Here is a 26,467-nt window from a genome sequence, read left to right as displayed (position 1 = left end):
GACTATAACGACTATGGTTCCAGTTTTAATTTATTGTAGCGGCACGACTAAACGAGAGGTGCATAATGGCAACTTACGCTGAAATGCGCGAAATTTATGATGATATTCGTAGCGATTTTCGTTATGACCATGAATTGAATGGATGTTTGAATTGCGGTATTTGCACTGCAACATGTCCATCAGCGCAATTTTATGACTACAGTCCACGTGAAATTGTCCAGTTGTTGTGGACAGAAAATGTGGAGCAAATTTACGATGCAATGCAGGAGAAAATTTGGGCGTGCGCTCAATGCATGACATGTGCTGCTCGTTGTCCATTTAAGAACTCACCAGGTGGATTGGTGATGATTATGCGTGAAGTGTCGATTAAGCATGGTATGCAGTCGGCTAAAGATGTGCTTCGCCCGTTTGGTCGTGTAATGTTGAAACTGATTACAACAGGTAACCAGTTGTCTCCAGACATGATCCAGCCAGATCACTTTCCAGACTGGGGTCCTAACATACAAAAAGTTGAAGGCGATCTGAAAACTTTACGTAAGGCAATTCCAGTTCGTACATTGCAAACAACTGATACAGCTTGGGAAGTTTCATTAAAGACATCGGTAGAGATGTACACAATTTGGGAAATGACAGGTGTTCTAAGTTCGTTAGAAGCAATGGATGAAAACTTATTTGACGTTATCGAAGATTTCATTGACGAGAAGCGCGAAGAGTATGAAGAATGGTTGGAAGAGCAGGAAGAAGACTGATTTTATCAATTCTGTAAGTTAATTTTAGGAGATATGCCATGAGTAATATAGGCAATGAAAATGAAGGAATTGCTGGTCACGGGTCGTTCTTCCAGCAAACAAATCTATCAGGTGCAGAAGCAGCTACGGCAACTGAGTGGGTTCGTAAACACGTAGATAAGCGTACTGTCGATCTCGGTGAGCGTATGGATGATATCCGCGATCATATGTGGGAGCTCGAAAAGGACGGTCAAATTATCGTTCACCGTATCACTGATGATCACAAGCCAGTTGAAGTCAACACTTTGTTTGGTTGGGCAAAAAAAGTCCCAACGACACAATTGTGGCATCACAAATCATGTGGTCAGTGTGGCAATATTCCAGGTTACCCGACATCAATCTTGTGGTTCATGAATAACTTTGGTTATGTACCAGGTAAAGACTACTTGGATGAGACAGATCAAACTTCATGTACAGCATGGAATTACCATGGATCAGGTATCGGTAACGTAGAGTCTTTAGCTGCAGTGTTTATGCGTAATTTCCACCAAGCGTATATTTCTGGTAAACAGCATGGATTTGAAGCTGGTCACTTTTTCCCGTTAGTTCACTGTGGTACTTCTTTTGGTAACTATAAAGAAATTCGTAAATATTTAGTAGAATCTGCTGAGTTGCGTGAGCGCGTTACTAAAATATTAGGAAAGTTGGGTCGTTTGGTTGATGGTAAGTTGGTTATACCAGAAGAGATCATTCACTACTCAGAATGGGTACACGTTGTTCGCAACCGTATTGCTTCAGAGATGCAAACTGTAGATGTCTCAAACATACGCGTTACTATGCATGCGGCTTGTCACTATTACAAAATGGTTCATGAAGATGCAATTTATGATCCTGATGTTTTGGGTGGTAATCGTACTGCAGTTGGTAGTTCTGTTGCTTTAGCGCTTGGTGCGCAGTTAATTGACTATTCAACTTGGTATGACTGTTGTGGTTTTGGTTTCCGTCACATTATTTCTGAACGTGAATTTACACGTTCATTCACGATGGATCGTAAAATTCGTGTTGTTAGAGAGGAAGCAAACGCTGACGTAATGTTGGGTATTGATACTGGTTGTATTACTACCATGGACAAGAACCAGTGGATTGGTAAAGCTCACGATAACAATTTTGCAGTGCCTATTATGGCTGATATACAATTCGCTGCTTTGGCATGCGGAGCAGACCCATTTAAAATTGTACAATTGCAATGGCATGCATCACCATGTGAAGAGTTGGTTGAGAAAATGGGTGTTTCTTGGACTGAAGCCAAGAAAACATTTGAGGCTTACTTAAAAGAAGTAGAAGCAGGAAACATTGAGTATTTATATAACCCAGAGCTGGCATTAGGAGGCCGTCAATAAAATGTCTGATACCGTTTTAGTAGTGGGCGCAGGCCCAACAGGATTGTCCGCAGCAGCTGGCGTGGCATCTATTGGTAAGAAAGTAATCTTGGTAGAAAAGGAATCTGTCTTAGGCGGTGCGCCAATTCTATCTGGTTATGCGAAATTGGTTCCTTCTGGTGAATGGGCTAAAGATGCGATTGGTCGTATGGTAAAGCGCGTTGAAGATAGTCCTAACGTGACCATACACAAATCAACAAAAGTTGTTAAGGTTGAGGGTGAGGCTGGTAATTTCACAGTGACACTTTCTAATGGCCAAACTGCAAATGTTGGTAGCATTATTCTGGGTACAGGATTTACACATTTTGATTCTATCAATAAGCCTGAGTGGGGTTTTGGTACGCATGAAGATGTGTTGACAACTACTCAGATGGAGCAAATGGTTGGTACAGGTAAAATTGCTTGTCCATCGAATGGTCGTGTGCCTGAGCGTGTTGCAATTCTATTGTGTGTAGGTTCTCGTGATCGTCAAATTGGTCGTGAATGGTGCTCAAAGATTTGCTGTACTGTATCTACAAATTTGGCAATGGAAATTAAAGAAATTTCGCCTACGACTGAAGTATTCATTTATTACATGGATATTCGCACATTTGGTCTGTATGAAGATAAGTTCTACTGGAAATCACAGGAAGAGTTTAAGACTAAATTTGTTAAAGCCCGTATCGCAGAAGTAACCAAATCAGCTGATGGTCGTCTATTAGTTAAGGGTGAAGATACTCTTGTTAAACGCCCTATCGTTATTCCTATGGATATCGTTGTGCATGCTATCGGTATGGATCCAAACGAAGAAAATCCAGAACTTGCTAAAGTGTTTGGCATAGGTTTGGAAAAGCACGGATTCGTAGACAAGGGCGAGCAGTACACCAGCAGTTTTAGTAGTACTCGCCGTGGTGTTTACGTCGGTGGTGCAGCATTGGGTCCAGAAGATATCGATACTAGTATCTCTCATGGCTTGGCAATGGCTATGCGCGCTGTGGGTGATATGAATGCTTTGGTTCAAAAAGCAGCCTAATCAGATAGCAGCTGAGAGTGAGCCGGATTTAATTATTCCGGCTGAGCTTTCAGTTCCGCTTGATGCCCGCCAATTTCAGCAGAAATTTTCCGCATTGCAAAAAAATGCGGAAGAGGATGCTGGTGTTGATGCGTTTTTAGCAAGTCTACAAGCAAAGCATGAGTTGTTTTCAAATTTGCTAGCTGAAGAAAAGCTAACAGAATTGAGCATGGAAAGTGTAGAAGCATTATTGGAAACGGTTTTTTCGGCTCGTCGTCGGGTCTATCCATCAATAGAAACGTTAGGGATAGATAGTGCGCGTGAGCGGGTAAGGAATTTGTTATACGGTAAAGCAAGTTTGCTTGATAGGCTTGATCAGTTCTCTGATGTAGTCGTGTGCGATGATAGTGCAGACAAAGAGACCAGAAAGCTGGCTGCTAAAAATAAGCGTGCGGCATTCGATTTTGGTGCTGAACTGCTGCATTTTAATAATCCTATAAAGTATCCACTGATGACTCGATGGGTATGGGATCAAAATACAGTTAGCGGTGCTTTGCGCGAATTTATTCGTGGTAACGATACAATGCCGGATGTGCCGTTAGGCAACAGTCCAGAAATGTATGAAGGTGCTAGAACATGGTTAGCGACGCAACTTGCTGAACAAGGGCTTTATAAAGATGTGCATTTCTGGGTGGATTTGGTTCAGGCACAAGCGTATGCCGAATACTTCCGTTCTATGGCTGAAGGTATGTTAAGTGCTGATTTTGGCAGGGCCAGTGGACCTAGTGATCATATTAAAAAGTTTTTGGGTATAGATGCACCTGCGAAGGTTGGATTGTCAAGAGTGCGGCGTGAAACATTAACTGATTAGTTATTCACGGATTAAATTGTATAAGCATTGAGTAATAGACGGATTTTAGGAGAAGATTGAATGGCAATTCATGAAAAAACGCTGATTGACCCTAGCCGGTTAATCACTAGTGATACCCTAGTAGTGGATGGGGTCGACGTTTCAGGTCACTGGAATACCATGATCCTACCGCGTACTTTGAAAGAATATGACGATGGTTTTGAGGCGCATATCAAAGAGTACGCAGGTGCTGAAAATGTACACCGTTGCTGGCAGTGCGGGTCATGCACAAATTCATGCACAATGTATGCTCAAAATACGGACTTTAATCCGCGTTATTGGATATACCTTACTCGTTTAGGTTTAAAAGATGAAATCCTGAAGGATAAAGATATTATTTGGCAATGTGTTTCGTGCAACAAGTGCACGAATATCTGCCCAAAAGATGTTCGCCCTGAAGGTGTGATGAAAGCTTTGGCGCATTGGATTGAGGCTGAAGGATTTGGTGAAAAATCAAATTCGACTATTTTCGATGAAGAATTTGCTCGCCAGTGTATAGCGCGTGGACGTATTGAAGATTCAGAAGTGATGACGAACTTCTACAAAAACACCAATCAAGACATTAAAGAAATGGCGTTAAATGGCTGGTTAGGGATTTTTGTTGCTCGTATGAATAAGTGGACTGAATTGCGCAACGGTAATATATGGAAATTCATTACACGTACACCTATCATGCATTCATTGCATATGGGTTACTCTATGTTCTTCAAACCAAAAACGAAATCATGGGGTCATACAGGCGAAGTGTTAAGTCAATATGTTAAAGAGCAAAAGGAGTTAGCGCATGGCTAAGGTTGCATATTATCCAGGTTGTGCCTTAGAAGGTTCTGGCGGTCCTTATGATCGTTCGACTCGTGCACTTGTTAAAAGTCTTGGTATGGAAATGGAAACCGTACATGACTGGAATTGTTGTGGCGCGATGGAAGTTAAAAACATCCATCCTATGTTGCAAACTTACATGTCAGCACGTGTTATGGCTATTGCAAGTGAGCAAATGGGTTATGACACAGTTATGGCGCCTTGTAACGGTTGCTACCACAATCTGAAAAAAGCTGAGTATGAATTGGCTACATCTTCAGAATCCTTGGATACTTTGCAAGGTTTGGCTAAAAAATCTGAAGATCCAGTTTATAAAGGTGATGTGCGCACAGTGCATTTGCTGGAATGGTTAATGGAAGATTTGGGTGCTGATGGCATTAAGCAAAAAATTTCAAAGAGCCTGAACGGTATTAAGGTTGCGAATTATTACGGATGTATGTATACACGTCCACGTCAAATTTTCCCTGAAAAGGATCAAGGCCCTGGTAGTGAATCAAGCTACAAGCCGCATTTCATGGATGATTTGCTTGGTGCAGCAGGTGCTGTGAATGTGGATTTCCCACTTAAGACAGCCTGTTGTGGTGGTGCTCATACACTGTCTGATGCCGATACTTCTACTCAACTTGTTTTGAACATTATTCAAGCTGCTGAAGATGCAGGTGCAGAAGTTATTGCTACAGAATGTCCAACATGCCATTCTGGTTTGGAAATGCATCAAGTTCGTGCAGAAACAGAGTTTGGTATCAAAACTAATGTAAAAATCTTATATTTCACACAACTGCTTGGCTTGGCAATGGGTTTGTCTGCTCGCAAGTTAGGTGTTCATGAGAATGTAAGCGATTCATTAGACTTCTTGCATGCAAAAGGTGTGGTTTAATTAAGTTGTCATTGGGGTTGCAGGAAGTTAATGCAGCCCCACTTACATTAATTGACTGTGCTTAGAGCAAGTTATCCATCTTCAAGCACATAGAATAAAGATAAAGATATGGAATGTAACGGTTGCGAATTTCGCCCTGAGTTATATTACGATGATCAATACCAAATATGGGCACGCCGAGAAGAAGACGGTACTTTAACCATTGGTATGACAGATATTTCTCAAACTGTTGCGGGTAAAATTTTACATGTACGAGTTCGTCGTCCCGGAACATTGCGTCCTATAGGTAAGCCAGTGGCCACAATAGAAAGTGGAAAGTGGGCTGGTCCTGTACCTAATGTCTTTGATTGTGTTATCGAAGATGCTAATCACGATGTTTTAGATGATCCTAACCTGCTTAATATAGAACCGTATGAGGCGTGGATAGCGCGCGTGCGTCCGTCTGGCAGTGTGGATGAGGCGTTGTCTGTTATGGTAACTGGGGATGCGGCACAGGTGGGTTATTGTGAGCGTACACGAAGAGAAGACATACACTGTGAAAGAGGTGCGCGCTAATGGCAGATCATCATTATTTAGATAACGAAGAGAAGTCAGTCGTTATCGTGATGACAAGCGGGCCGTCAACGGCACACCGTTGTGCGACTCCATTCTACATAGGGGCAATATTGGCTTCCATGGAGGCTGAAGTTAGTATTTTTTTTACTATGGAAGCAGTCAAGTTGGCGCAAAAAGGTGTTGCAGAAAGTTTTGCAGCAATGGAGGGTGGTAAAACCATCATCGAATTCATACGGGATGCCAAGGCCGCTGGTGTAAAATTATACCTGTGCAAACCAGCAATGCCTGGATATAAATTGACTGAATCGGATATAATTGAGGAAGTCGATGAAATTGCTAATGCCAGTAAAATGGCGGATTTAATATTGGCTTGTGACAAATCGATGTTTTTTTGATTTGTAAAAAATTTCGCGTTAATTGCGGATTCTGCTTGTGACTTAATGGTCGTAGGTAATTTATTTGATTTGAGAAACTTTTGAGGAGAAAGAAATATGGCAACAGTACGTGGTTGTAACCTTCCAGATGATTTGTACTACAACGTGGATAACAACGTATGGGCTCGTCGTGAAGCTGATGGCACTTTGACCATTGGTATGACAGCTTATGCATGCTCATTGGCTGGTGAAATCGTATCTTACACCCCTAAAAAAGCGGGTAAAGAAATCGAACAAAACAAATCTGTTTCTACAGTTGAATCAGGTAAGTGGGTAGGCCCAGTTAAAGCACCAGTCACTGGTGAAATCTTGGCTATCAACCCAGATGTAGCTGCTAAGCCAGGTACGATTAACGCAGATCCATATGGTAGCGGTTGGTTGGTTAAAATGAAGCCTACAGACTGGGATGGTCAATCAGGTGCTTTAGTAACTGGTGGTGCTGTTGCAACTGGATTTGAAACAAAAATGAACACAGACGGCTTCGGCGGTTGCTAATAATTTAGTTTCACGTAAGGACAACAGGGGCGTTTATCGCCCCTGTTGTATTCTAAGACTATAAAACCCTGTTTAAACAAGGGTTTAAGGTGATGTATGAGTGATTGGCTAGATATCGTCGGGCGTGTAGAACCATTAGATGGCATTGAGTTAGATGCTGCGTTGGTGCATGAGATGCAAACTAAATTTAATAGTTTGCAAGGAGAGCGCGTAGGTCGCGTTAATTTCTACACGCCAACTTTTAAAGCATTTGCCAGCTCAGAAATCACGGGTTGTGGAAAAAGTGCATGGCCAGCTGTATCTATTACGGGTGGTGATTGCAAACTGCAATGTGATCATTGTAAGGCTAAAATATTAGAACCTATGATAGGTGCTCGTACCCCCGAGGATTTATGGCGTGTCGTTAATGAGCAAATTAACAGTGGCGCTCAGGGTATGTTATTGACTGGTGGTTCTAATCATCGCAATGAAGTTGAATATGATGATTATTATTCAACCATACGTCGAATCAAAGATACTTTTCCAGATTTTAAGATAGCAATGCATACCGCGCTAGTTGATATGGATATTGCGCGACGCATGGAAGATAGTGGTATTGACGCTGCAATGATGGACGTGATTGGTTCTCAAGATACAATTACCCAAGTTTATCATTTGCGCCGTACAGTAGATGATTTTGAAAAAACGCTGGAATATTTAGTCTCGACTAAATTAAAAGTTGTACCACATATTGTGCTTGGTCTGCATTATGGGCATATGTTAGGTGAGTGGAACGCACTTGAAATTATCCAGCGGCATAAACCACAGGCTGTCGTATTGGTAGTAGTGATGCCTTTTTATGCGCCTGAGAGTCGTCCATTTATTACACCTGACAGTAAGGAAGTGGGGCGATTCTTTATGGACGCACGCGCCGCTTTACCTGACGTGCCCTTGTTATTAGGTTGTGCACGACCACCTGGTAAAGTTAAAGTTGAGATTGATAGCTATGCTGTAATGGCTGGTTTAAATGGCTTGGCGCATCCATCTGATGGTATGGTCGAATTGGCTGTGCGTTTAGAACGTGATGTGCGTGTTACGCCTGCATGCTGTTCTATTGCCATAGGGGACGAAGTCATGGCGATAGAAACGGAAGATGCGGGACTGCAAGTTGATATACAAAAGGTAATTGAGCACGAACGTACAAAACGACCAAGCTTTGCTAGCTCAAGTCTGTCGGGTATTAAAGTGGTTACAGCAGGCCAGCCAGAATCAGTAGGTGGATGTTGCGGCTAATGTCTGATGCAAAACAGACATGGCGTTTGTTGGATACCGGTACACAGCCAGCAGCTAACAACATTGCACTAAACAGAGCATTGTTAGAGGCCAGGCAGACGAATCAGGCTCCCAATACATTGCGTTTTCTTGGATTTGAGCCATGTGCTTTACTGGGATTTCATCAGAGTGCTGCTCAAGAACTAAATCTGGAATATTGCGCTGACCATGATATTGAAATTCAGCGTCGTATTACGGGTGGTGGAGCTATATATTTTGATACCACGCAAATAGGATGGGAGTTGTATTTAGATAAGCAAACTTTGGGAACTGCCGACATGACGGCAATTTCAAGTCGTATCTGTACAGCAGTTGCGAAAGGTATATCCTCACTAGGGGTAGATGCAAAATTTAGACCGCGTAACGATATTGAGGTCGATGGTCGTAAAATTTCGGGTACTGGTGGGGCATTCGATGGTGATGCATTAATGTATCAAGGTACCTTGCTAATTTCATTTGATGTTGAAAAAATGTTGCGAATATTAAATATTCCCGCTGAGAAGTTATCCGATAAAGCAATTTTGTCTGCGCGAGAACGTGTGACTAATTTAGAGACATTGCTTGGCTACGTACCTGAGCGTGCAATTGTTATAGCAGCATTGCAGCAAGCTGTGGAAAATGAATTTAATGTGGATTTTGTTTCGGGCGAATTAAACGCGATTGAACAGGAATTGTACGGCGAAGCGATTAAAGAGATTGATCATCCTGAGTGGATTGGGATGATAGATCTGCCTGAAAGCGATAGACCAACACTTACTGCATCGCAAAAATTTGCGGCTGGCTTGTTACAAGTAAATATTGCGTATGACCAGGTGAAACAGCGCATCAAGCAAGTTTGGTTCAGTGGTGACGTTTTTATTAGTCCGCGCCGTACATTAGTGGATCTGGAAGCCGTGCTACGGGATAGTCATGTTGATAATGTTGATGTTATCGTACTCGATTTTTTTAAAAAGCGGCATGTCGATATGCTTACATTAACACCTGAAAATATTTTAGGCTTGATAAAAATGGCAATACAGCCTGCCGAGGTCGTTGCATGAAGCAAATAGATGTATTAATAATTGGATTGGGCCCTGCCGGTGCGGCAGCTGCACTGGCAGCAGCACAAGGTGGATTGAGTGTAATGGGTGTAGATCGCCGTCATGAAATTGGTGTCCCTGTCCAATGTGCAGAGTTTATACCGCTACCTATGGGTAAATATGCAAAAGCGGATGGCGTGTTATATCAGCACATCAAAGGGATGAAGAGTTTTTTGCCATCGGGTGCAGTTGCTGAAACCGAATTTCCGGGTTTAATGATAAATCGCGCGGCATTTGATCAGGCCATCGCTACGGCAGCCCTCGATCAAGGTGCGGATTTATGGCTCAATAGTCGCTTAGTTAGCCTTGATGTGACTAATAATATTGCTACGATTCATACTGAAGATGGTGAAGTTGACATCGAATATCGGCTGTTAGTGGCTGCGGATGGTCCGCATTCTCCTGTGGCTCAATCTTTGTGCTTGCCAGAAATGGAAGTTGTAACCACCCGCCAATATACCGTCCCATTAAAGCGGGAGTATGTTGATACTGATATTTGGCTATCAGCTGATTATCCCGGTGGTTATGCATGGTTGTTTCCAAAGGGTAACTGGGCTAACTTGGGGTTGGGATTAGATAAACGCTTTACATCAGACATGAAAAAGCCGCTGGATGAGTTGCATAGCCAACTTGTAGCACAGGGTCTGGTTGGTGAGGAAATTACATACCGTACTGGTGGAGCTATTCCAGTGGGTGGATTGCGTGAGCATTTGGTCATAGGTAATATTTTGTTTGTAGGCGATGCTGCTGGTTTAACTCATCCAATTACGGGGGCTGGTATCGCGGCTGCTGTTATCTCTGGCGAGCGCGCAGGACAAGCCGCAGTTGGGCTATTGCGAGAACAGGATGCGGGAGCTCTTGAAGATTTTGAAGAAGATGTTCGTGATCAATTTGAAATAGCAGTAAGCCGTGCTGTGGCACGGCGTAAATGGTTAGACCAGCAATGGCTGACCGAAGCAGCACAAACAGATGGCTTGCACCGTAAAAGCTGGATAGCCTTCCCAGATTATTTTGTATCATAACCAAGCGATTAGCTTTATTTAAGGAGAGACGCATGAGCGCAGTCTTAGATCAACCTCAAGTTGTACAATTTTACCGCCCAGATTACCATGTTAAAACGCCTGAAATGCGTTCGCCAGAATACGTCCAAATGAGTACCGCTGCAGCGATTACGCTAGGTCTGGTACCGGGTAATATGCATCGTACTGCATGTACGAACTGCTTGAATTTGTTGGTTACCTATCCTGAAGGTTGCCGTGCTAATTGTACCTATTGCGGTCTGGCGCGTCATCGTGAAGAAACTCGCGATTACGCGGATCGCAACTTTATCCGCGTTGAATGGCCAACTGCACGTTTTGACGATGTTATTGACCGTGTAAAAAAAGGCAATGACAAAGGCCAGTTCCAGCGCATGTGTATCTCTATGATTACACATCCAAATTCAGATTCCGATACTTTCATCCTGCTGGATAAATGGATGAAGGAATTGGCGCACATTCCAGTTTCTATACTATCTAATCCAACCACCATGGAAAAAAAAGATTTGATTCGCCTCAAGCAGATGGGCGCTGATATCTTTACTGTGGCATTGGATGCAGTAACACCAGATATTTTTGAGCGTACTCGTGGTAAAACAGTTGATAGTCCACACCGTTTTGAAAAATACTGGCAAGCCATCGAATGGGCGGCTGACGTTTTCGGTCCAGAAAAATTTGGCGCACACTTGATTTGCGGTATGGGCGAAACTGAAAAAGAAATATTGGAGGTTTGTCAAAAAATCAAAGACCTGGGTGGTCACAATCATATGTTCGCTTTCTTCCCTGAACAAGGCTCAATGATGGAAGACTGGCCGGCATGTGATCGCGGTCAATGGCGTCGTGTGCAATTAGCACGCTTCATCATCGACTATGCTGGTGGTCATTTCAGCAAGATGTTGTTTGATGAAAATGGTCAGGTAATTGATTTCGGTATGGCTGAAGATGAATTGGCTGAATTGGTTAACTCAGGCAAGCCATTCCAAACATCTGGTTGCCCTGGTAAAGACGACGAAGAAGTTTCGGCTTGTAACCGTCCATATGGTGACTCTAGTCCAACCGATATTTTCTCGTTCCCGTTTGCACTGGCTCGTAAAGACGTAGAAAACGTCAAACGTCAAATGGCGGGTGAAGATGTAGGTGCTGGATTGTTATAACCAGCAGATGCATTTGCGTAGTTAGATTAGAAAGGGAGTTGGCATGGTCAACCCCCTTTTTTATTTGCAGTATGGAAAATTAGTATTTAATCGTAGTAGATAATTACTATACGCTGCTAGTAATTTAAGTTGCATAAAAACAACATAATTCTAAGATCTGCGAATTAGTCTTGTTTAATATGACAGTATTAAGTAACATTCTGAAACAAAATAATGACACTGTTATTTTTGTGCACGGTTTTTATAACACTTATCTTTGGAGATAACACGAATGAAATTGAAAAAATTATTTACATTAATGGCTGTGGCAGGTATCACATTGCCAGGCGTAGCGATGGCAACTAACGGTATGTTCGCAGACGGTTACGGTATGGTAGCTGCTGGTATGGGTGGCGCGGCTACTGCGATGTCTGAAGATGCATTCGGCGGTGCGAATAACCCAGCTTCTATGGTGTTTGTTGGTGACCGTATTGATTTTGGTGCTTCATTGTTTAGTCCGCGTCGTGAAGCGACAAGTATGGATTTTGGTGCTGGTAATGGTAGTTCTACCACTATCCAAAGTGATAAAAATTACTTTGTTGTTCCAGAGTTTGGTTATAACAAAATGATGAGCAAAGATTTGTCTTTAGGTGTTACCGTTTACGGTAATGGCGGTATGAATACAGACTATGCTGCAGGCTCAAACAATATCAACATGTATGGTAATACTGGCCGTTTAGGTGTTGATTTAGTGCAATTGGTTATCGCACCAACAGCAGCTTACAAAATCGCACCGAATCACTCTATCGGTATTTCACCTTTGATTGGTTATCAACGCTTTAAGGCTGATGGCGTATTGAGTGATAATGCTAACGGTAATGGCACGGGTAATAGTATTAATCCTGGATATGATGACGCATTTGGTTATGGCGTACGTATTGGCTACATGGGTAAGATTACTCCGGATTTCACAATTGGTGCGTCGTATTCTACAAAAGTCAAAATGCAAAAGTTTGACAAGTATGCAACTACATTGTTTGCGACTGGTAATGGTGCTTTGGACTTAGCTGAAAACTATAGCTTAGGTGTGGCTTATAAAGTTATGCCAGACTTGACTATGGCTTTAGATTACACCCGTATTAACTATGGTGATGTAGCTTCTATCGGAACATCTACTGCACAGCGTGGTTTCGGTTGGAATGGTATCGATGTGTGGAAACTTGGTGCTGAGTACAAATATAGCAAAGCATGGACTATGCGTGCTGGTTGGAATCATGGAGATAATCCTATCAATGCGGCTGATGCTTTTTCAAACATTATCGCTCCTGGTGTGATTAAAGATCATCTGACTATGGGTACTACCTATGCTACTTCAACTGGTGGTGAATTGACGATTGCTTATACACATGGCTTTGAAAATTCGATAACTGGTCCAAATGCTGCAGTTCCATCTTCAATGACTACTATCCGTATGCACCAAGATATCTTGGGCGTAGCTTACGGCTGGAAAATGTAATTTCTACTTAATAGTTTACAAGACTATATGTAGTTAGAAACCGAGGGCTAGTCCCTCGGTTTTTTTATGCCTGTAACATTTGAAATTATGTAGTCCAACAATGCTATGTGTGGTTTTGTGTCCAGACGTGTCGTCTAAACCTCATGAAGTCTAGTGCAGCATCAGGCACACAATGCAGTATGTTATTATTGCCTATCTATGCCTCAGTTCTGGATTGAGTGCAGTTAATTTATTAGAAATGGAGTACAAAGATGAGCGGTTTGCCCCCATGTCCACAATGTGGTTCAGTCTACACTTATGAAGATGGTGAAATGTTTGTATGTCCTGAGTGCGCTCACGAGTGGTCAAAGTCAGCTGTAGTGGATGAGAACGAGCAGAAGCGTGTTGTACATGATGCGAATGGTAATGTACTCAACGATGGTGATACGGTTACGGTAATCAAGGATTTGAAGATAAAAGGTTCATCATCGGTGGTGAAAGTGGGTACTAAGGTGAAGAATATTCGTCTGGTTGATGGTGATCATGATATTGATTGCAAGATAGATGGTGTCGGTGCCATGTCGTTAAAATCAGAATTTGTGAAAAAAATATAATGACCGATTCAATTCGTTTGTCCAAACGCCTGGCGGATATGATGCCTTGTTCACGCCGTGAGGCAGAGCAGTATATCGAAGGTGGTTGGGTGAAAGTTGATGGTGAGGTAGTTGAAGTGGTGGGTTATCGGGTAACACCCGAACAGCTCGTGGAAATCATGCCTGATGCCTGTCTTACTACAGCAGATCCTGTGACCATACTACTGCATAAGCCTGCAGGTGTTGACGCGAGTGCTGGTGAAGATAATGTTAACCCGCTACTGCAATTGATCAGCGCGGAGACGCGTGCTGCCGATGACAGGTCGCCGTTAATTTTCTTGCAACGACACTTGCGTGATTTGCGTATGGTGATGCCATTGCCTATTAATGCGTCTGGTTTACTGGTGTTTAGCCAGGACTGGCGCATAGTACGGAAACTGGTTGATGATGCTGACAAGGTGGAGCAGGAATATATTGTTGAAGTTACTGGTGAGTTAGAGGCTGACGGTTTGGCGTTGCTGAATCATGGATTAAGTTGGAGTGGTCGGCCATTACCTGCTATGAAGGTAAGTTGGCAAAATGAACGGCGACTACGTTTTGCGGCCAAAGCTGTGCAAGCTGGGCAGATCGTTGGTGCATGTGAAAAGGTGGGCCTGACTGTAATCGGTATTAAGCGTATTCGCATAGGGCGTATGCCTATGGCAGGGCTGGCAGTGGCTCAGTGGCGTTATCTGCAGGGTTATGAGCGATTCTAATAAAGGTTTCTGGTACTTTGCATAACGAGTTGATTTATTCAGGTAAGGGCTCTGGTTTGTGTATAGCATAACCCTGTGCATAATCCACATTGAGTTCAGTTAAGGCTTGCAGTGTTTCGCCATTCTCAACAAATTCCGCTACCGTTTTAATATTCATAACATGGCCAATACGATTGATGGACTCAACCATAGCTCTGTCAATTGCGTCGTTGGTCATGTTCTTCACAAACGCACCATCTATTTTTAAGAAGTCTACGTTGAGATTTTTAAGATAGGTATACGACGACATGCCGCTGCCAAAATCATCTAGTGAGAATAAACATCCCATTTGTTTAATGGTGTTGATAAAGCGTATTGCCTGACTCAGGTTGGAAATGGCAGCAGTTTCTGTAATCTCAAAGCTAATTGTTCCAGCTGGGAGTTGTGCCTTTGTCAGGGCTTGCACCACAAATTCCAGAAAACGATTATCACCTAATGCCTGTCCAGATAAATTGATAGCATAATTTGTATGTTCTGGTGCTGGGTGTGTTTTTATCCATGTCAGCATGTGCAGTATTACCCAGCGGTCTATGCTAGGCATTAAACCATATCGCTCTGCGGCTGGAATAAAAGCGGCAGGGGAAATCACCTGATTGTCGTCGTCCAGCATGCGCAGTAATATTTCACTATGCGCGGGGCTGTTTGAATGTGTGTTAGTTGGTACGATTCTTTGGTAATAAAGTAAAAATCGATTATGTTCCAGAGCTTGCGTGATTTTTTGTACCCATGTTGCTTCGTTACGCTGGTTATTTAAGGAAGCTGCTCCCTGGAATATTTGTATCTGATTGCGGCCTTCATGTTTGGCCTGATAGCAGGCGGCATCTGCAGCAGCTAATGCTTCAGTCGCGTCCACAATATGCTCGTTTAGCATGACCAGCCCTATGCTTACGCCTATTTCGAATAGTTTTTCTTCCCATTCGAATTTATAAGAGGCAATATTTTGGCGAATATGTTCTGCAATTGTCATTGCGCGCTCTATTCCGCAACCGTCCAGTAAAATTGCAAACTCGTCTCCTCCCAGGCGTGCCAGCGCATCACTCGTCCTGATCTGTGTTTCGGTCATGCGGGAGAATTGTCGTAAAAACTCGTCACCTGCCAAATGACCGCTGGTGTCATTGATGAGTTTGAATTTATCTAGATCAAGAAACAGCAGTGCTTGTTCACGCTTAAGTATTTTTTGATCCTTAATTGCATGTGCAAGTTTATTTTCAAAACCTCTACGGTTAATGAGGCCGGTTAATGGATCATGATTAGCTTGCCATGACAGTTGTTGACTCAATTTACGCGCTTCGCTGATGTCATTGAATATTAAGATGGCACCTATGCTGATGTCATGCTGATTGCGAATAGGCGCTAGCGAATCTTTGATGGCAAATTCGTGTCCATCTTTACGTATTAAGACACGATCTTCAGCGCCGACCAGCGGTGCATCGAGTGTGGTAATGAGGTCTATGTAACTAATGTATTGCCCCGTCGATACATTCATAATCGGATAGACCAGACTCAGTGATTGATTCAGCGCCTCCATGTTGTTCCAACCTGTCATAGTTTCTGCTACAGGATTGATATAGGTGACCATGCCAAGCTGATCTGTAGTAATGACACCGTCGGCAATAGAATGCAGTGTTACTTCGGCTAGCTCTTTTTCAGTGAATAGTGCAGTTTCTATGCTGGAGATACGTCGAGTTACAAAAACGGCGATAAGTAATCCTAAGCAAAACAGTATCATCATCACAAACAGTACAAACCCATAAGCGGTTCTGGTGGCATCATGTGCTTTTGCGATGGCGTTATCTGCGATACTGCTTTGTAATTCAATGAGCTGGTTATAGCTGTCGAGTAATTTAATTTGCGCTGGAATGACTGATTTAACGAGTAAGTGCCGTGCTTCATCAGGATTTCCGTTACGTATGAGCTCTATGACTTGAGCTTGTTTTGCGGATGTGGAATTAATGATTAACTCTGTGCGACGCAGATTGGTGCTTTCTTCCTGATTAAGTCCTAGGCTACGAAATTTATCCCTGGTTAAAATAAATTGTGTTGCAAGTTCGCTGAATTTGATTAACGCATCATCTTGTTCAAAAGGATCGGTATAGGTTGCGGATGAAAACAGCAAGTTGACGCGCTCACGCCCAATACTGCGCATGGAGACAAGTAACTTTAATTTGATACTTTGTTGAATATAAGTACTTTCTAGTCGTTTATTGTTTATGCTCGTGCTGTACAAGCCTGTTACTACTAAGACAGAGACTAACAAGAATAGCAATGTAAAACCCATAATCACTACGGATTTCAAATTCAATCTTGGTAAGTTTTTATTATCCATGGGATTGTATTGCAACTAATTGATTATAATAATTGTTCTGGTATGTGACGCGCATAGCCTTGTGCATAATCGATACCTAACCTGACCAGTGTTTGGTAAGTTTCCTCATTTTCAACAAATTCCGCTATGGTTTGTATTCCCATCACATGCCCTATGCGATTAATAGATTCAACCATCGCCATGTCTATGGGGTCATTCACCATATTCCTGACAAAAGCCCCGTCTATTTTTAAAAAATCCACATCGAGATTTTTTAAATAGGCGTAAGAAGACATACCGCTACCAAAATCGTCGAGAGAAAACAGGCAGCCTTTGGCCTTTAGTGTGCTGATAAAGTGCATGGCGTGGCTCAGATTGGCAATAGCCACCGTTTCAGTAATCTCAAAGCTGAGCGTACCAGCTGGTAATTTCGCAATATTCAACTGTTCGACTATAAACTCCAGAAAACGTGGATCACCAAGGGTATGTCCAGATAGGTTAATTGAATAAATTGCATGATTCGCTGGTTGAGGAGGTTGATCCTTTAGCCATTGCAGCATATTAGTCACTACCCAGCGGTCTATGCTGGGCATCAGGCCATAGCGCTCGGCTGCAGGTATGAAGGCAGTCGGTGAGATCACTTGGTTATAGTCATCAACCATGCGCAATAATATTTCATAATGCAGGGTGTCAGTTGCGGAATGCGCTGCCGGGACAATTTTTTGATAATATAGTCGGAAATGGTTTTCTTCTAATGCACGTGCAATTTTTTGTACCCAGACGGTTTCATCACGTTGATTATCCAAAGCGCTTTTACCCTGAAATACCTGGATCTGATTGCGACCTTCATGTTTTGCTTTATAGCAGGCCGCATCTGCTGCACTTAAAGCATCTATGGCGTTGGTGATTTGTTCATCGAGAACTGCGACACCGATACTTACACCTATTTCAAAAGATTTATCTTCCCAGTTGAATTTGAACCCGGCAACCATTTGTCGGATATTTTCGGCTATTGCTAACGCACTGTCTAAGCTGCATGTGTCCAATAAAATGGCAAATTCGTCGCCACCTAGGCGAGCTAACGTATCGCTGGCACGAACACGGGTTGCCAGTATGCGTGATAACTGGCGCAGAAACTCATCACCCGCAATATGCCCGCAAGTGTCATTAATGAGTTTAAATTTATCCAGATCCAGAAATAATAGCGTTTGCAGGGGCTTTTTATTATGATGCGGTCCAACAGCTGCACGTAATTTAATATCAAATTCTCTGCGATTGACCAGGCCTGTCAGTGCATCATGACTGGCTTGCCAGGATAGCTGTTGAGTCAGGTGATATGCTTCAGTTACGTCATTAAATACAATTACAGATCCCATCATCCAGCCGTCTCTGTTTTGTATGGGTGCAGCAGAATCTTTAATCGAGAATTCATAACCATCTCGACGAATTAAAAGGTTGTGTCCTATGCCCAGTATGGGGCCGTCAAGCCGGCTTAATAAATCTGCATAATCTATCGTTTTGCGATCGACTTCATTGACGATGTTATAAATCTTATTTAATGGTCGATTATAGGCATCTTCAACGCGCCATCCTGTCAAACTCTCAGCAACGGGATTTAGGTAAGTGACCAAACCATATTGATTAACAACAATGACGCCGTCAGCAATGGAATGCAGGGTAATTTCAGCCAGTTCTTTTTCGTCAAATAAGGCATTTTCTATTTGTGTAATGCGGCGTAATACAACTGCCGCAATGATGATGCCAAAGAAAAAAGTAATACTTGCCAGAAAAACCATAATGGAAAAAGTATTATTGTTGTCGCGCTCGGCTTCCGCTATGGTGTTGTCTGCTATCTTTTTTTGTAGCGAAATAAGATCATCATAGGTTTTAGCCACTGAAGTCTGTAATGGGATAACATTTTGTACCAATATCCGCTGCGCCTCGTCACGCTGATTATTTCTGATTAATGCGATGACTTCAGTCAGTCTTTTTGCAGTCACGGAAATATTCTTTAACGCGTGGTTCAGGTTGGTTGTTTCGGTCGTGCTTAATCCTAAGGCTTGGAATTTATTTCGCGCTACCATAAAGTCAGAAGCCAATTCATCGACCTGAGTCAGACTTGCTTCCTGGTCAAACGGGTCTGTGTACGAAATGGCGCTGAATAATAATATGACACGCTCACGGCCTATGATGCGCATAGCAGTAAGCTGTTCCAGTTTGGTATTCTGTTCATTGATTACACGAGCTAATCGCGCATCATTTTGTTTCATGCTGGTCAAACCAATAACTACAAGAATAGCCATTAACACAAACAGCAAAGCGAAACCCATCAGTACGATGGACTTCAAGTCCCAAGCGGGTTTTTGATTGCTTTTATTATTCATTTTGTTGGCGTTAACGCTCCCCCAATAGACAGCTACTGCCTGTCGATGTTAACGCTTACGAGCCACCAGATCAATCAGTGCTGACATGCCGCTGTGATGTGCCCCTTCATTTATTTCTGCGTCGTGTTCCTTCAGCAGCAAAATGTCCCAGTCAGCAAAATAGGCTTGTAAGATAGTTGGTGTGTACATATTCTCTGCACCAGGAGGTCCACCCGTCTTATATTGCAGTTGGCGCGGAGTGTAGCCTTGGAGCAGGACTAGTCCGCCAGATTTGGTTGCGGCTTTTATCCCTGCAAACATGGCATCACGCCCCGCGCCTGTGGCAAACTGGATAAAAATACCGACGACAGCATCATAGCGCGCGGTACCCCAGTCCCAGTTGAGCAAGTCGGCATGGATGAAATTAATATCCACCTTACGCGATTCGGCGAGTTGTCTCGCCTTGGATTGCGCTACTGCAGAACTATCTACTGCATCTACCAGCAGACCCTGCTGCGCTAACCATACACCATTGCGACCTTCGCCATCCGCTACCGCCAGCACATGCTGGCCGGCTTGCAGGCGAGAGACTTGCTGCTGCAGGAAGATATTAGGCTCGGTACCAAAAATATATTCTGGTACGTTATATCGAGCATCCCAAGCACCTATCATTTTTTCTCGTTTAATAATTGTTCTAATTTTTCAGCTGGAACCATGCCTGGAACGCGTTCACCATTGGCGAAGATCAGGGTTGGTGTGCCTGTAATGTGTAATTTATTGCCCAAGGCAATATTGGCATCTACTGGGTTTTTGCAATCACCGCTATTTTTGGGTGCTGTGTTTTTAAGCAAAGCATTTTGCCAAGCTGCATTTTTGTCAGGTGCGCACCATATCGCTTTCGCTTCTGCGGTAGATTGTGGATGCAGGCTGGCAATAGGGTAGGGGAAGAGATAAATCGTAATGTTATCTACCTTGGTGAGTTCCTGTTCAAATTTTTTGCAGAATGGACACTGTGGGTCAGAGAATACAACTAGCTTACGGCTGCCATTGCCTTTGACAAATTTAATCGCTTGTTCAAATGGCAACTCATCAATTTTGATGGCATTGAGTTTGGCCATACGCTCATTGGTGAGATTGCGTTTGGATTTAATGTCTACCACAGAACCTAGAAATACGTATGTGGCATTTTCATCCGTGTAAACAATTTGACCGTCAATGATGACCTCATATAATCCAGAATAAGGTGTTTTGGTAATACTACTGATGTCGGCATTGGGAAATTTTTCAGACAAGACAGATTTGATTGACGCCTGATCCGCATTAGCCGTACAGGCTAACAAACTACCAACTAACATTAATGTCAATACACTACGTTTAAACATAATATTCCTTAATTAAGTGCCTGACGCATGAGCCAGGATTTGAGTGGGGTGATCTGGTTGGTGAAACTCATACCCGCATTACGCAATTTCGCCAATACGGGATTGGTGTTGCGGAAAAGATGATGCAAGCTGTCCGTCATCGTTTGCATTGCTACTATATCAGTGCGACGGGCGCGTTGGTAGCGTTGCAATAAAAGCAGTTCGCCACAGCCAGCTTTGCCACGTTGTTTTAATGTTTGTGCCAGTTCACGGGCATCACGCAAGCCGAGATTGACACCTTGCCCTGCTAATGGATGCACGCCGTGCGCGGCATCGCCGATTAAGGCTAGTCCTTGTTGTACCAATCGCTCTACGCGATTGATGCTTAGTGGAAACGCTGCTGTGCGACCCACTTGCTGCAATTTGCCTAATACTCGTCCACCGGCTTGTGCGACTTCCTCCGCTAATTGTTCTGGCGATGCGGTCATTAATGCCGCTGTATGCTGGGCATCGGTGGACCATACCATGGACATATGCCCATTGGGTAATGGCAGCCATGCCAGCACACCGGTCTGATTAAACCACTGATGTGCGGTGCCCTGATGATCGTGTTCAACGATGAAATTGGCTACTACGCCAGACTGTTCATAGTCACTGCGTTTGAAGTTGATACCGGCTTGTTCGCGTACCCAAGATTTGCCACCGTCTGCGCCAACTATCAGGTCGGCGGTTAACACTGTGCTATCAGCCAATTTAAGTTGCGCACCTTGTGCTGACCAGTGCAAATCTGCACAGGGCGTGTTAAACAAGGTGATGTTTTCCTGCGCCTGCATTGCCTGCCACAGCGCATGTTGTAAGCGCCCACTTTCCATAATGGCTGCAAGTTGCGGTACACCTGCCTGATAAGCATCGAATTGCAATTGTGCCGCACTGTCACCGCGTATATCCATGGCGTAAACAGGCTGGATGCGACTGGCCTCCAGTTGTTGCCATATGCCCATGCCACTGAGAAAGTCCTGGCTACCCGGACTGATCGCGTATATCCGTGTATCCCATTCCTCAGTCGGCGCAGTGGGCGGATGCGGTTCTATCATGGCAATACGCAAACTGCTATCGCGCATGGCGACGGCAAATGCAGCACCAACGATGCCCGCACCGATGATAATGATGTCAAATTCGTGATTACTCATCCACGTGCTCCAAATATCATGCGTCTTGCAATCATGTGCCTGGCGGGTGGAAAATATTGCAATGCCATCAAGCCCAGACTGCGGCCGTGTTTGAGGATGGGGTGGTCGTTAGAAAACAGGCGCACTAACAAGTCGGTAAAAAAGATACTGCTGCCGGTGTCAGTGCGACGTTGTGATTGGAACGCTTGTAGCATACTGCGACTGCCTAACGCTTCCTTGTTGGTTCCGAGCTCACGTATGGCTTGCGCTAATTCCCAGGCATCACGCAAGCCCAGATTGAAACCTTGCCCAGCTACAGGGTGCAAAGTCTGTGCAGCGTTGCCGATAAGGACTTGATGCGACGCCACGGTGTCTTGCGCATAACGTAATACCAGCGGAAAACTGGTGCGTCCAGTGACAGTTAAAAATTGCCCGACTCTGTCGCCAAAATGAGTGTGCAAAGCGGTGAGGAATTCATCCTCTGGCATAGCCAGTAATTCCGCAACTCGATCTGGTGTGCCCGTCCACACCAATGCAAAACCCTGTTGATTGGGCAATAATGCGACCGGCCCTTCAGGGGTGAAGCGTTCATAGGCACAGCCGTTGTGGGGTAACTCAGTGGTCACCGTTGCCAGTAAGGCATGCTGATCATATTCTTGAGTGACTCGTTGCGCCTGACCTGCCCCACCATCTGCGACGACTGCCAGACGTGTGGTCAGGCTGCATGGCACATCAGTCTGCGTCACTTGTACTTGTGCATAACCTGCGCTGTTACGTATGCTGTTGACGCGCGCGCCAGTAACGACAGATGCTTTTGATTTGCTCAATGCAGCATGCAGGGCGCTATCCAGCTCGCCATAATCAACCACATAGCCCAGTGCGGGAAGATTTTCTTCGGTGGCTGTCAGCTGGCTCATGCCTAAACCACCGCGCTGAGAAATGTGGATGTTATTAATTGCGGTTACATCACTCAGTTGCGCCCATATTCCCAGTCGTTCCAGAATTAAACGGCTGCCGTACGACAATGCCAGTGTGCGTTTATAAACAGCACGGCTTAAATCTTCACGTGCCTCCAGCACTTGCACGCTGAATGGCGTATCCGCTAATGCCAACGCCAACGTCGCACCGACAGGACCGCCACCAACAATGATGATGTCGCTATGGGATTGCATATTATTGCCCTCGTTGTTGCATGAGCTGTTCTATGTCGATGACGGTTTTGGGTGCCGCAGCGGTGAGCACCTCTACCCCTGTGGCGGTGACATGCACATCGTCTTCTATGCGTATGCCTATGTTCCAGAAAGCTTCGGGGACATTGTCGGCAGGGCGGATATAGCAGCCAGGTTCCACGGTGAGCACCATGCCGGTCTGCAATGCGCGCCATTCGTCGGCCTGTTTGTAATCGCCCACATCATGCACATCCAGACCTAGCCAATGACCGGTGCGGTGCATGTAAAAGCGACGGAAATCACCCGATTCAATTACTCCATCCACTGTGCCGTGACATAAGCCTAAATCTATCATGCCCTGAACTAGCACGCGAACGGCGGCATCGTGACCATCATTCCACTTTGCCTGTGGACGTACTGTTGCGATAGCAGCCGATTGGGCTGCCAACACGATTTCATAGACTTCTTTTTGTGCACCGCTAAAACGGCCGTTGACGGGGAAAGTGCGGGTAATGTCTGCTGCGTAGCCATCCAGTTCACAGCCCGCGTCGATTAACAGCAGATCGCCATCGTTTAATGGCGCGTTATTGTCCACATAATGCAGCACGCAGGCGTTCGCACCACCGGCGACGATGGAAGTGTAGGCGGGTGATTGCGCGCCATACTGACGGAATTCATGCAGCAACTCGGCTTCGACCTGATATTCATAACCACCGGGCTGGGTTGCCAGCATGGCGCGGCGGTGTGCTGTACAGGATATATCCGCTGCGCGCCGCATTAACGCCAGCTCGATGTCATCTTTAAACAAGCGCATTTCATCAATCAACGTACGTACATCGCGGATTTGTGCGGGTGCATGGATACCTGTACGCGCTAAATCACGTACCTGATTAAGCCAGCCCAATACTCGTGTATCCCAAGCCGCATCTGCGCCCAGCGCGTAATGCAAGCTGGATTGATTGGCCATGAGTTTGGGCAGGCGCTCGTTGATTTCACTGATGGGATAGGCTTCGTCAAAACCAAATTTCTCTGCGGCTGCAACAGGACCATAGCGGAAACCATCCCAGATTTCGCGTTCCATGTCTTTTTCGCGGCAGAATAAAATTGCGCGCTGGCTTTGTGCCAATAACACGATAACGGCTTCGGGCTCGGTAAAGCCAGTCAGGTAATAAAAGCTGCTGTCATAGCGATAAGGATAATGTGAGTCGCGATTACGCACTTGCTCAGGCGCGGTACTGAGTATCGCTACACCTTCGCCTATCTGTTGCATTAGTCGTGTGCGGCGCGCGATAAAGTGCTCATGCGTCATCATCTTCATCCTCGTTATATTGTGAATCCAGTAGCCCAGCCCAACGGTTTTCCAAATCAGGTAAATGCGCCAGCAAGCTTTGATGCAGCGCCAGCACACCTGCGGCAAACGCTGGATAATCCGCACCGCCATCGGCGTCCTGCGCAGCGCGTTCAAATTGCTGTAGCGCGTCTTTCAGGCTGTATGCGGAACCCAGCGCGTTCTTAACTTGCTCGCGCGGATGTGGTATCCAGGTTCTGTCGGCGATCAATGAGCGCATCTTTTCGCCAACTTCGAGCAGGCGCTTGCGCATCCGCGAAGTCGCACCCATGCGCGTTGATTTCACCTCGCCCCATACTGCTAGTGCCATCAAATTCAACCAGTGATCGCGTAACTGCGCAGACCATACTGGATCTATAATCACTGCTGCGGCGACTTCATTTGCGTCCATTTAATGCCTCATCTAATTCAGCTAATCGCTGTGGCGTGCCGATGTCATACCACTCGCCAGCATAATGTTCGCCACTGACTTGCTCGTGCTGCATGGCATCGCGTAGCAAGGGCGCAAGTTTGGCAGGCTGGTTGTCAGCTAAATCAGCAAATAATGCCGGCTGATAACAGCTTATGCCACTGAAAGTATATTGCGTAGCGCCTGTGCTCAGAACTTTACCCTTATTCAGTGCAAAATCACCAGCAGGGTGCTGTGGGGGATTGTCCACCAGCACCAGGTGAGCCAGCCGGCCGTCCGCCCAATTTAGTTGGTGTAATACAGTAAAATCATACTCCGTCCATATATCACCATTCACTACCAAAAATGGCGCGTCACCTAATAATGGTAAGGCGTGACGGATGCCACCAGCAGTTTCTAACGCGCTGGTTTCTGGCGAGTAGGTAATGGACACGCCAAATGCTGATCCTGTTCCCAAAGCTTGTTCAATTTGAGCGCCAAGGTGAGCGTGGTTGATGACAATCTGGGTAATGCCAGCTTGCGCCAGGCGCCTGATATGCCAGACGATAAGCGAATTGCCGCCAACCTGTAATAACGGCTTGGGCGTGGTGTCCGTCAAGGGGCGCATGCGTTCGCCGCGCCCAGCGGCCAAGATCATTGCTTTCAAAAGCTGAACTTCACGTCAGTTTGTACTTCGTGCAGCTCATCGAGTAACTTCATCAGCGGGCCAAATTCACGATAACGTCCTGCTGTACGTTGCACGTAAGCCAGCACCAAGGGTAAATCTTTAAGATAGCTATCTTTACCATCACGATGGTACAGTCGCGCAAATATACCCAGCACTTTTAAATGCCGTTGTAAGCCCATCAATTCAAAGTCACGATAAAATTCGCCAAAATCAGTTGCGACAGGCAGGCCTGCTTTGCGCGCCTTTTCCCAATAGCGTATGACCCAGTCCAGCATGACTTCTTCATCCCAAGTGATATAGGCATCTTTGAATAATGACACCAGATCATAAGTAATCGGACCGTAAACTGCATCCTGGAAATCCAGTATGCCCGGGTTAGGGGTGGTCACCATCAGGTTGCGGCTATGATAATCTCTGTGCACATATACCTGTGGTTGCGCGGTGTTGTTGTCGAGCAGGGTGTAGTAGGCTTTTTGCAGTGTTTGTTGCTGTGAGTCGCTTAAAGTGATGTTCAGGTGTTTTGCTATATACCAATCGGGAAATAACTGCAGTTCGCGCGCCAGCATGGCTCGGTCGTAAACAGGCAGGACGTCGGTTTTACTGGCTAATTGAATTTGAATTAACGCATCGATCGCATCCATATATAATGCATGAGCGTTCTCGGTATTGAGGGCAGATAAATATGTCTTATCGCTCAGATCGGTGAGCAGTAAGAAACCTTGATCCAGGTCCTGATGCAGTACGTGTGGCACATTGACACCCGCGTTTGCGAATAATGTGGCAACTTGTATGAATGGTTTGCAATCTTCGTGCTGCGGAGGGGCGTCCATCACGATATAATGGTCACCATTGTTGAGTGTCGCACGGAAGTAACGGCGAAAGCTCGCATCGGCTGAAGCGGGTGTGAGCACAGGGGATAGCTGCGGAAATAATGTATTTAACCAAGATTGGATAAGCTGTTGACGTTGCATGACTTTCCTATAAAT

At 44.8% G+C, this 26,467-nt stretch carries 26 protein-coding genes; 16 read left to right on the top strand and 10 right to left on the bottom strand.

What is annotated here, in order from left to right; all coding sequences use genetic code 11:
* The first annotated feature begins 65 nt into the window (after nucleotides 1–65).
* The 16 genes from SFSGTM_RS14110 (at nucleotide 66) to SFSGTM_RS14035 (ending at nucleotide 14,651) form a co-directional block, all read left to right on the top strand.
* Nucleotides 66–749 (top strand): 4Fe-4S dicluster domain-containing protein, encoded by a 684-nt coding sequence (locus SFSGTM_RS14110; RefSeq protein ID WP_198420565.1) that lies wholly within the window; start codon nucleotides 66–68, stop codon nucleotides 747–749.
* Between the two features lie 38 nt (nucleotides 750–787).
* Nucleotides 788–2,128 (top strand): heterodisulfide reductase-related iron-sulfur binding cluster, encoded by a 1,341-nt coding sequence (locus SFSGTM_RS14105; protein ID WP_162085722.1) that lies wholly within the window; start codon nucleotides 788–790, stop codon nucleotides 2,126–2,128.
* A 1-nt stretch (nucleotide 2,129) separates the two neighbouring features.
* Nucleotides 2,130–3,179 carry a CoB--CoM heterodisulfide reductase iron-sulfur subunit A family protein gene (locus SFSGTM_RS14100; RefSeq protein ID WP_162085721.1) on the top strand — a complete coding sequence of 350 codons (1,050 nt, stop codon included), beginning with the start codon at nucleotides 2,130–2,132 and terminating at the stop codon, nucleotides 3,177–3,179.
* On the top strand, nucleotides 3,154–4,029 hold the full coding sequence (locus tag SFSGTM_RS14095; protein WP_162085720.1) for a phospholipase D-like domain-containing protein: 876 nt from the start codon (nucleotides 3,154–3,156) through the stop codon (nucleotides 4,027–4,029). Before SFSGTM_RS14100 ends, SFSGTM_RS14095 begins: the two co-directional genes overlap by 26 nt.
* Before the next feature lie 60 nt (nucleotides 4,030–4,089).
* Entirely contained in the window at nucleotides 4,090–4,860 is a 771-nt protein-coding gene (locus SFSGTM_RS14090) for a 4Fe-4S dicluster domain-containing protein (RefSeq protein ID WP_162085719.1), read from the top strand.
* Nucleotides 4,853–5,764, top strand: coding sequence for a CoB--CoM heterodisulfide reductase iron-sulfur subunit B family protein (locus SFSGTM_RS14085; RefSeq protein ID WP_162085718.1), 912 nt, complete (start codon nucleotides 4,853–4,855; stop codon nucleotides 5,762–5,764). Before SFSGTM_RS14090 ends, SFSGTM_RS14085 begins: the two co-directional genes overlap by 8 nt.
* Nucleotides 5,765–5,872: 108 nt before the next feature.
* On the top strand, nucleotides 5,873–6,319 hold the full coding sequence (locus SFSGTM_RS14080; RefSeq protein ID WP_162085717.1) for a biotin/lipoyl attachment domain-containing protein: 447 nt from the start codon (nucleotides 5,873–5,875) through the stop codon (nucleotides 6,317–6,319).
* Nucleotides 6,319–6,714 (top strand): DsrE family protein, encoded by a 396-nt coding sequence (locus SFSGTM_RS14075; protein ID WP_162085716.1) that lies wholly within the window; start codon nucleotides 6,319–6,321, stop codon nucleotides 6,712–6,714. The genes SFSGTM_RS14080 and SFSGTM_RS14075 overlap by 1 nt, the downstream gene beginning before the upstream one ends.
* Before the next feature lie 96 nt (nucleotides 6,715–6,810).
* On the top strand, nucleotides 6,811–7,248 hold the full coding sequence (gcvH, locus tag SFSGTM_RS14070; protein WP_162085715.1) for a glycine cleavage system protein GcvH: 438 nt from the start codon (nucleotides 6,811–6,813) through the stop codon (nucleotides 7,246–7,248).
* 96 nt (nucleotides 7,249–7,344) lie between these two features.
* Nucleotides 7,345–8,520 (top strand): radical SAM protein, encoded by a 1,176-nt coding sequence (locus SFSGTM_RS14065; RefSeq protein WP_162085714.1) that lies wholly within the window; start codon nucleotides 7,345–7,347, stop codon nucleotides 8,518–8,520.
* Nucleotides 8,508–9,599, top strand: coding sequence for a lipoate--protein ligase family protein (locus tag SFSGTM_RS14060; protein WP_434784332.1), 1,092 nt, complete (start codon nucleotides 8,508–8,510; stop codon nucleotides 9,597–9,599). The genes SFSGTM_RS14065 and SFSGTM_RS14060 overlap by 13 nt, the downstream gene beginning before the upstream one ends.
* Nucleotides 9,596–10,660, top strand: coding sequence for a geranylgeranyl reductase family protein (locus SFSGTM_RS14055; RefSeq protein ID WP_162085712.1), 1,065 nt, complete (start codon nucleotides 9,596–9,598; stop codon nucleotides 10,658–10,660). Before SFSGTM_RS14060 ends, SFSGTM_RS14055 begins: the two co-directional genes overlap by 4 nt.
* A gap of 32 nt (nucleotides 10,661–10,692) precedes the next feature.
* Nucleotides 10,693–11,829, top strand: coding sequence for a radical SAM protein (locus SFSGTM_RS14050; protein ID WP_162085711.1), 1,137 nt, complete (start codon nucleotides 10,693–10,695; stop codon nucleotides 11,827–11,829).
* A 271-nt stretch (nucleotides 11,830–12,100) separates the two neighbouring features.
* Nucleotides 12,101–13,324: an OmpP1/FadL family transporter gene (locus SFSGTM_RS14045; RefSeq protein ID WP_162085710.1), complete on the top strand. Its 1,224-nt coding sequence runs from the start codon at nucleotides 12,101–12,103 to the stop codon at nucleotides 13,322–13,324.
* 251 nt (nucleotides 13,325–13,575) lie between these two features.
* A complete protein-coding gene (locus SFSGTM_RS14040; protein WP_162085709.1) occupies nucleotides 13,576–13,917 on the top strand; it encodes a zinc ribbon domain-containing protein YjdM in 342 nt (113 codons plus the stop codon).
* Nucleotides 13,917–14,651: a S4 domain-containing protein gene (locus SFSGTM_RS14035; RefSeq protein ID WP_162085708.1), complete on the top strand. Its 735-nt coding sequence runs from the start codon at nucleotides 13,917–13,919 to the stop codon at nucleotides 14,649–14,651. The genes SFSGTM_RS14040 and SFSGTM_RS14035 overlap by 1 nt, the downstream gene beginning before the upstream one ends.
* A gap of 34 nt (nucleotides 14,652–14,685) precedes the next feature.
* Here SFSGTM_RS14035 and SFSGTM_RS14030 read toward each other — a convergent pair whose 3' ends face one another.
* The 10 genes from SFSGTM_RS14030 to SFSGTM_RS13985 form a co-directional block, all read right to left on the bottom strand.
* Nucleotides 14,686–16,968 (bottom strand): EAL domain-containing protein, encoded by a 2,283-nt coding sequence (locus SFSGTM_RS14030; protein ID WP_232526098.1) that lies wholly within the window; start codon nucleotides 16,966–16,968, stop codon nucleotides 14,686–14,688.
* A 71-nt stretch (nucleotides 16,969–17,039) separates the two neighbouring features.
* Nucleotides 17,040–19,379 (bottom strand): EAL domain-containing protein, encoded by a 2,340-nt coding sequence (locus SFSGTM_RS14025; protein WP_162085706.1) that lies wholly within the window; start codon nucleotides 19,377–19,379, stop codon nucleotides 17,040–17,042.
* Between the two features lie 48 nt (nucleotides 19,380–19,427).
* Entirely contained in the window at nucleotides 19,428–20,030 is a 603-nt protein-coding gene (locus SFSGTM_RS14020) for an SAM-dependent methyltransferase (protein WP_174237422.1), read from the bottom strand.
* Nucleotides 20,027–20,740, bottom strand: a complete 714-nt coding sequence (locus SFSGTM_RS14015; protein ID WP_162085705.1) for a DsbC family protein — start codon at nucleotides 20,738–20,740, stop codon at nucleotides 20,027–20,029. Before SFSGTM_RS14015 ends, SFSGTM_RS14020 begins: the two co-directional genes overlap by 4 nt.
* An 8-nt stretch (nucleotides 20,741–20,748) precedes the next feature.
* Nucleotides 20,749–21,909 carry a UbiH/UbiF family hydroxylase gene (locus tag SFSGTM_RS14010; protein WP_162085704.1) on the bottom strand — a complete coding sequence of 387 codons (1,161 nt, stop codon included), beginning with the start codon at nucleotides 21,907–21,909 and terminating at the stop codon, nucleotides 20,749–20,751.
* On the bottom strand, nucleotides 21,906–23,060 hold the full coding sequence (locus SFSGTM_RS14005; protein ID WP_162085703.1) for an FAD-dependent monooxygenase: 1,155 nt from the start codon (nucleotides 23,058–23,060) through the stop codon (nucleotides 21,906–21,908). Before SFSGTM_RS14005 ends, SFSGTM_RS14010 begins: the two co-directional genes overlap by 4 nt.
* A 1-nt stretch (nucleotide 23,061) precedes the next feature.
* Nucleotides 23,062–24,369 (bottom strand): Xaa-Pro aminopeptidase, encoded by a 1,308-nt coding sequence (gene pepP, locus SFSGTM_RS14000; RefSeq protein WP_434784331.1) that lies wholly within the window; start codon nucleotides 24,367–24,369, stop codon nucleotides 23,062–23,064.
* The gene (locus SFSGTM_RS13995; RefSeq protein WP_162085702.1) at nucleotides 24,356–24,796 is read right to left on the bottom strand and encodes a hypothetical protein; all 441 of its coding nucleotides are present in this window, start codon (nucleotides 24,794–24,796) and stop codon (nucleotides 24,356–24,358) included. The genes pepP and SFSGTM_RS13995 overlap by 14 nt, the downstream gene beginning before the upstream one ends.
* Nucleotides 24,783–25,460, bottom strand: a complete 678-nt coding sequence (murU, locus tag SFSGTM_RS13990; RefSeq protein WP_162085701.1) for an N-acetylmuramate alpha-1-phosphate uridylyltransferase MurU — start codon at nucleotides 25,458–25,460, stop codon at nucleotides 24,783–24,785. The genes SFSGTM_RS13995 and murU overlap by 14 nt, the downstream gene beginning before the upstream one ends.
* Nucleotides 25,457–26,452: an aminoglycoside phosphotransferase family protein gene (locus tag SFSGTM_RS13985; RefSeq protein ID WP_162085700.1), complete on the bottom strand. Its 996-nt coding sequence runs from the start codon at nucleotides 26,450–26,452 to the stop codon at nucleotides 25,457–25,459. Before SFSGTM_RS13985 ends, murU begins: the two co-directional genes overlap by 4 nt.
* Nucleotides 26,453–26,467: the final 15 nt, after the last annotated feature.

The organism is Sulfuriferula nivalis (genome assembly GCF_009937995.1).
Taxonomy (GTDB): domain Bacteria; phylum Pseudomonadota; class Gammaproteobacteria; order Burkholderiales; family Sulfuriferulaceae; genus Sulfuriferula; species Sulfuriferula nivalis.
Note: the sequence above shows the minus strand (reverse complement) of the source record. Positions and strands in the feature narration are given on the sequence as shown.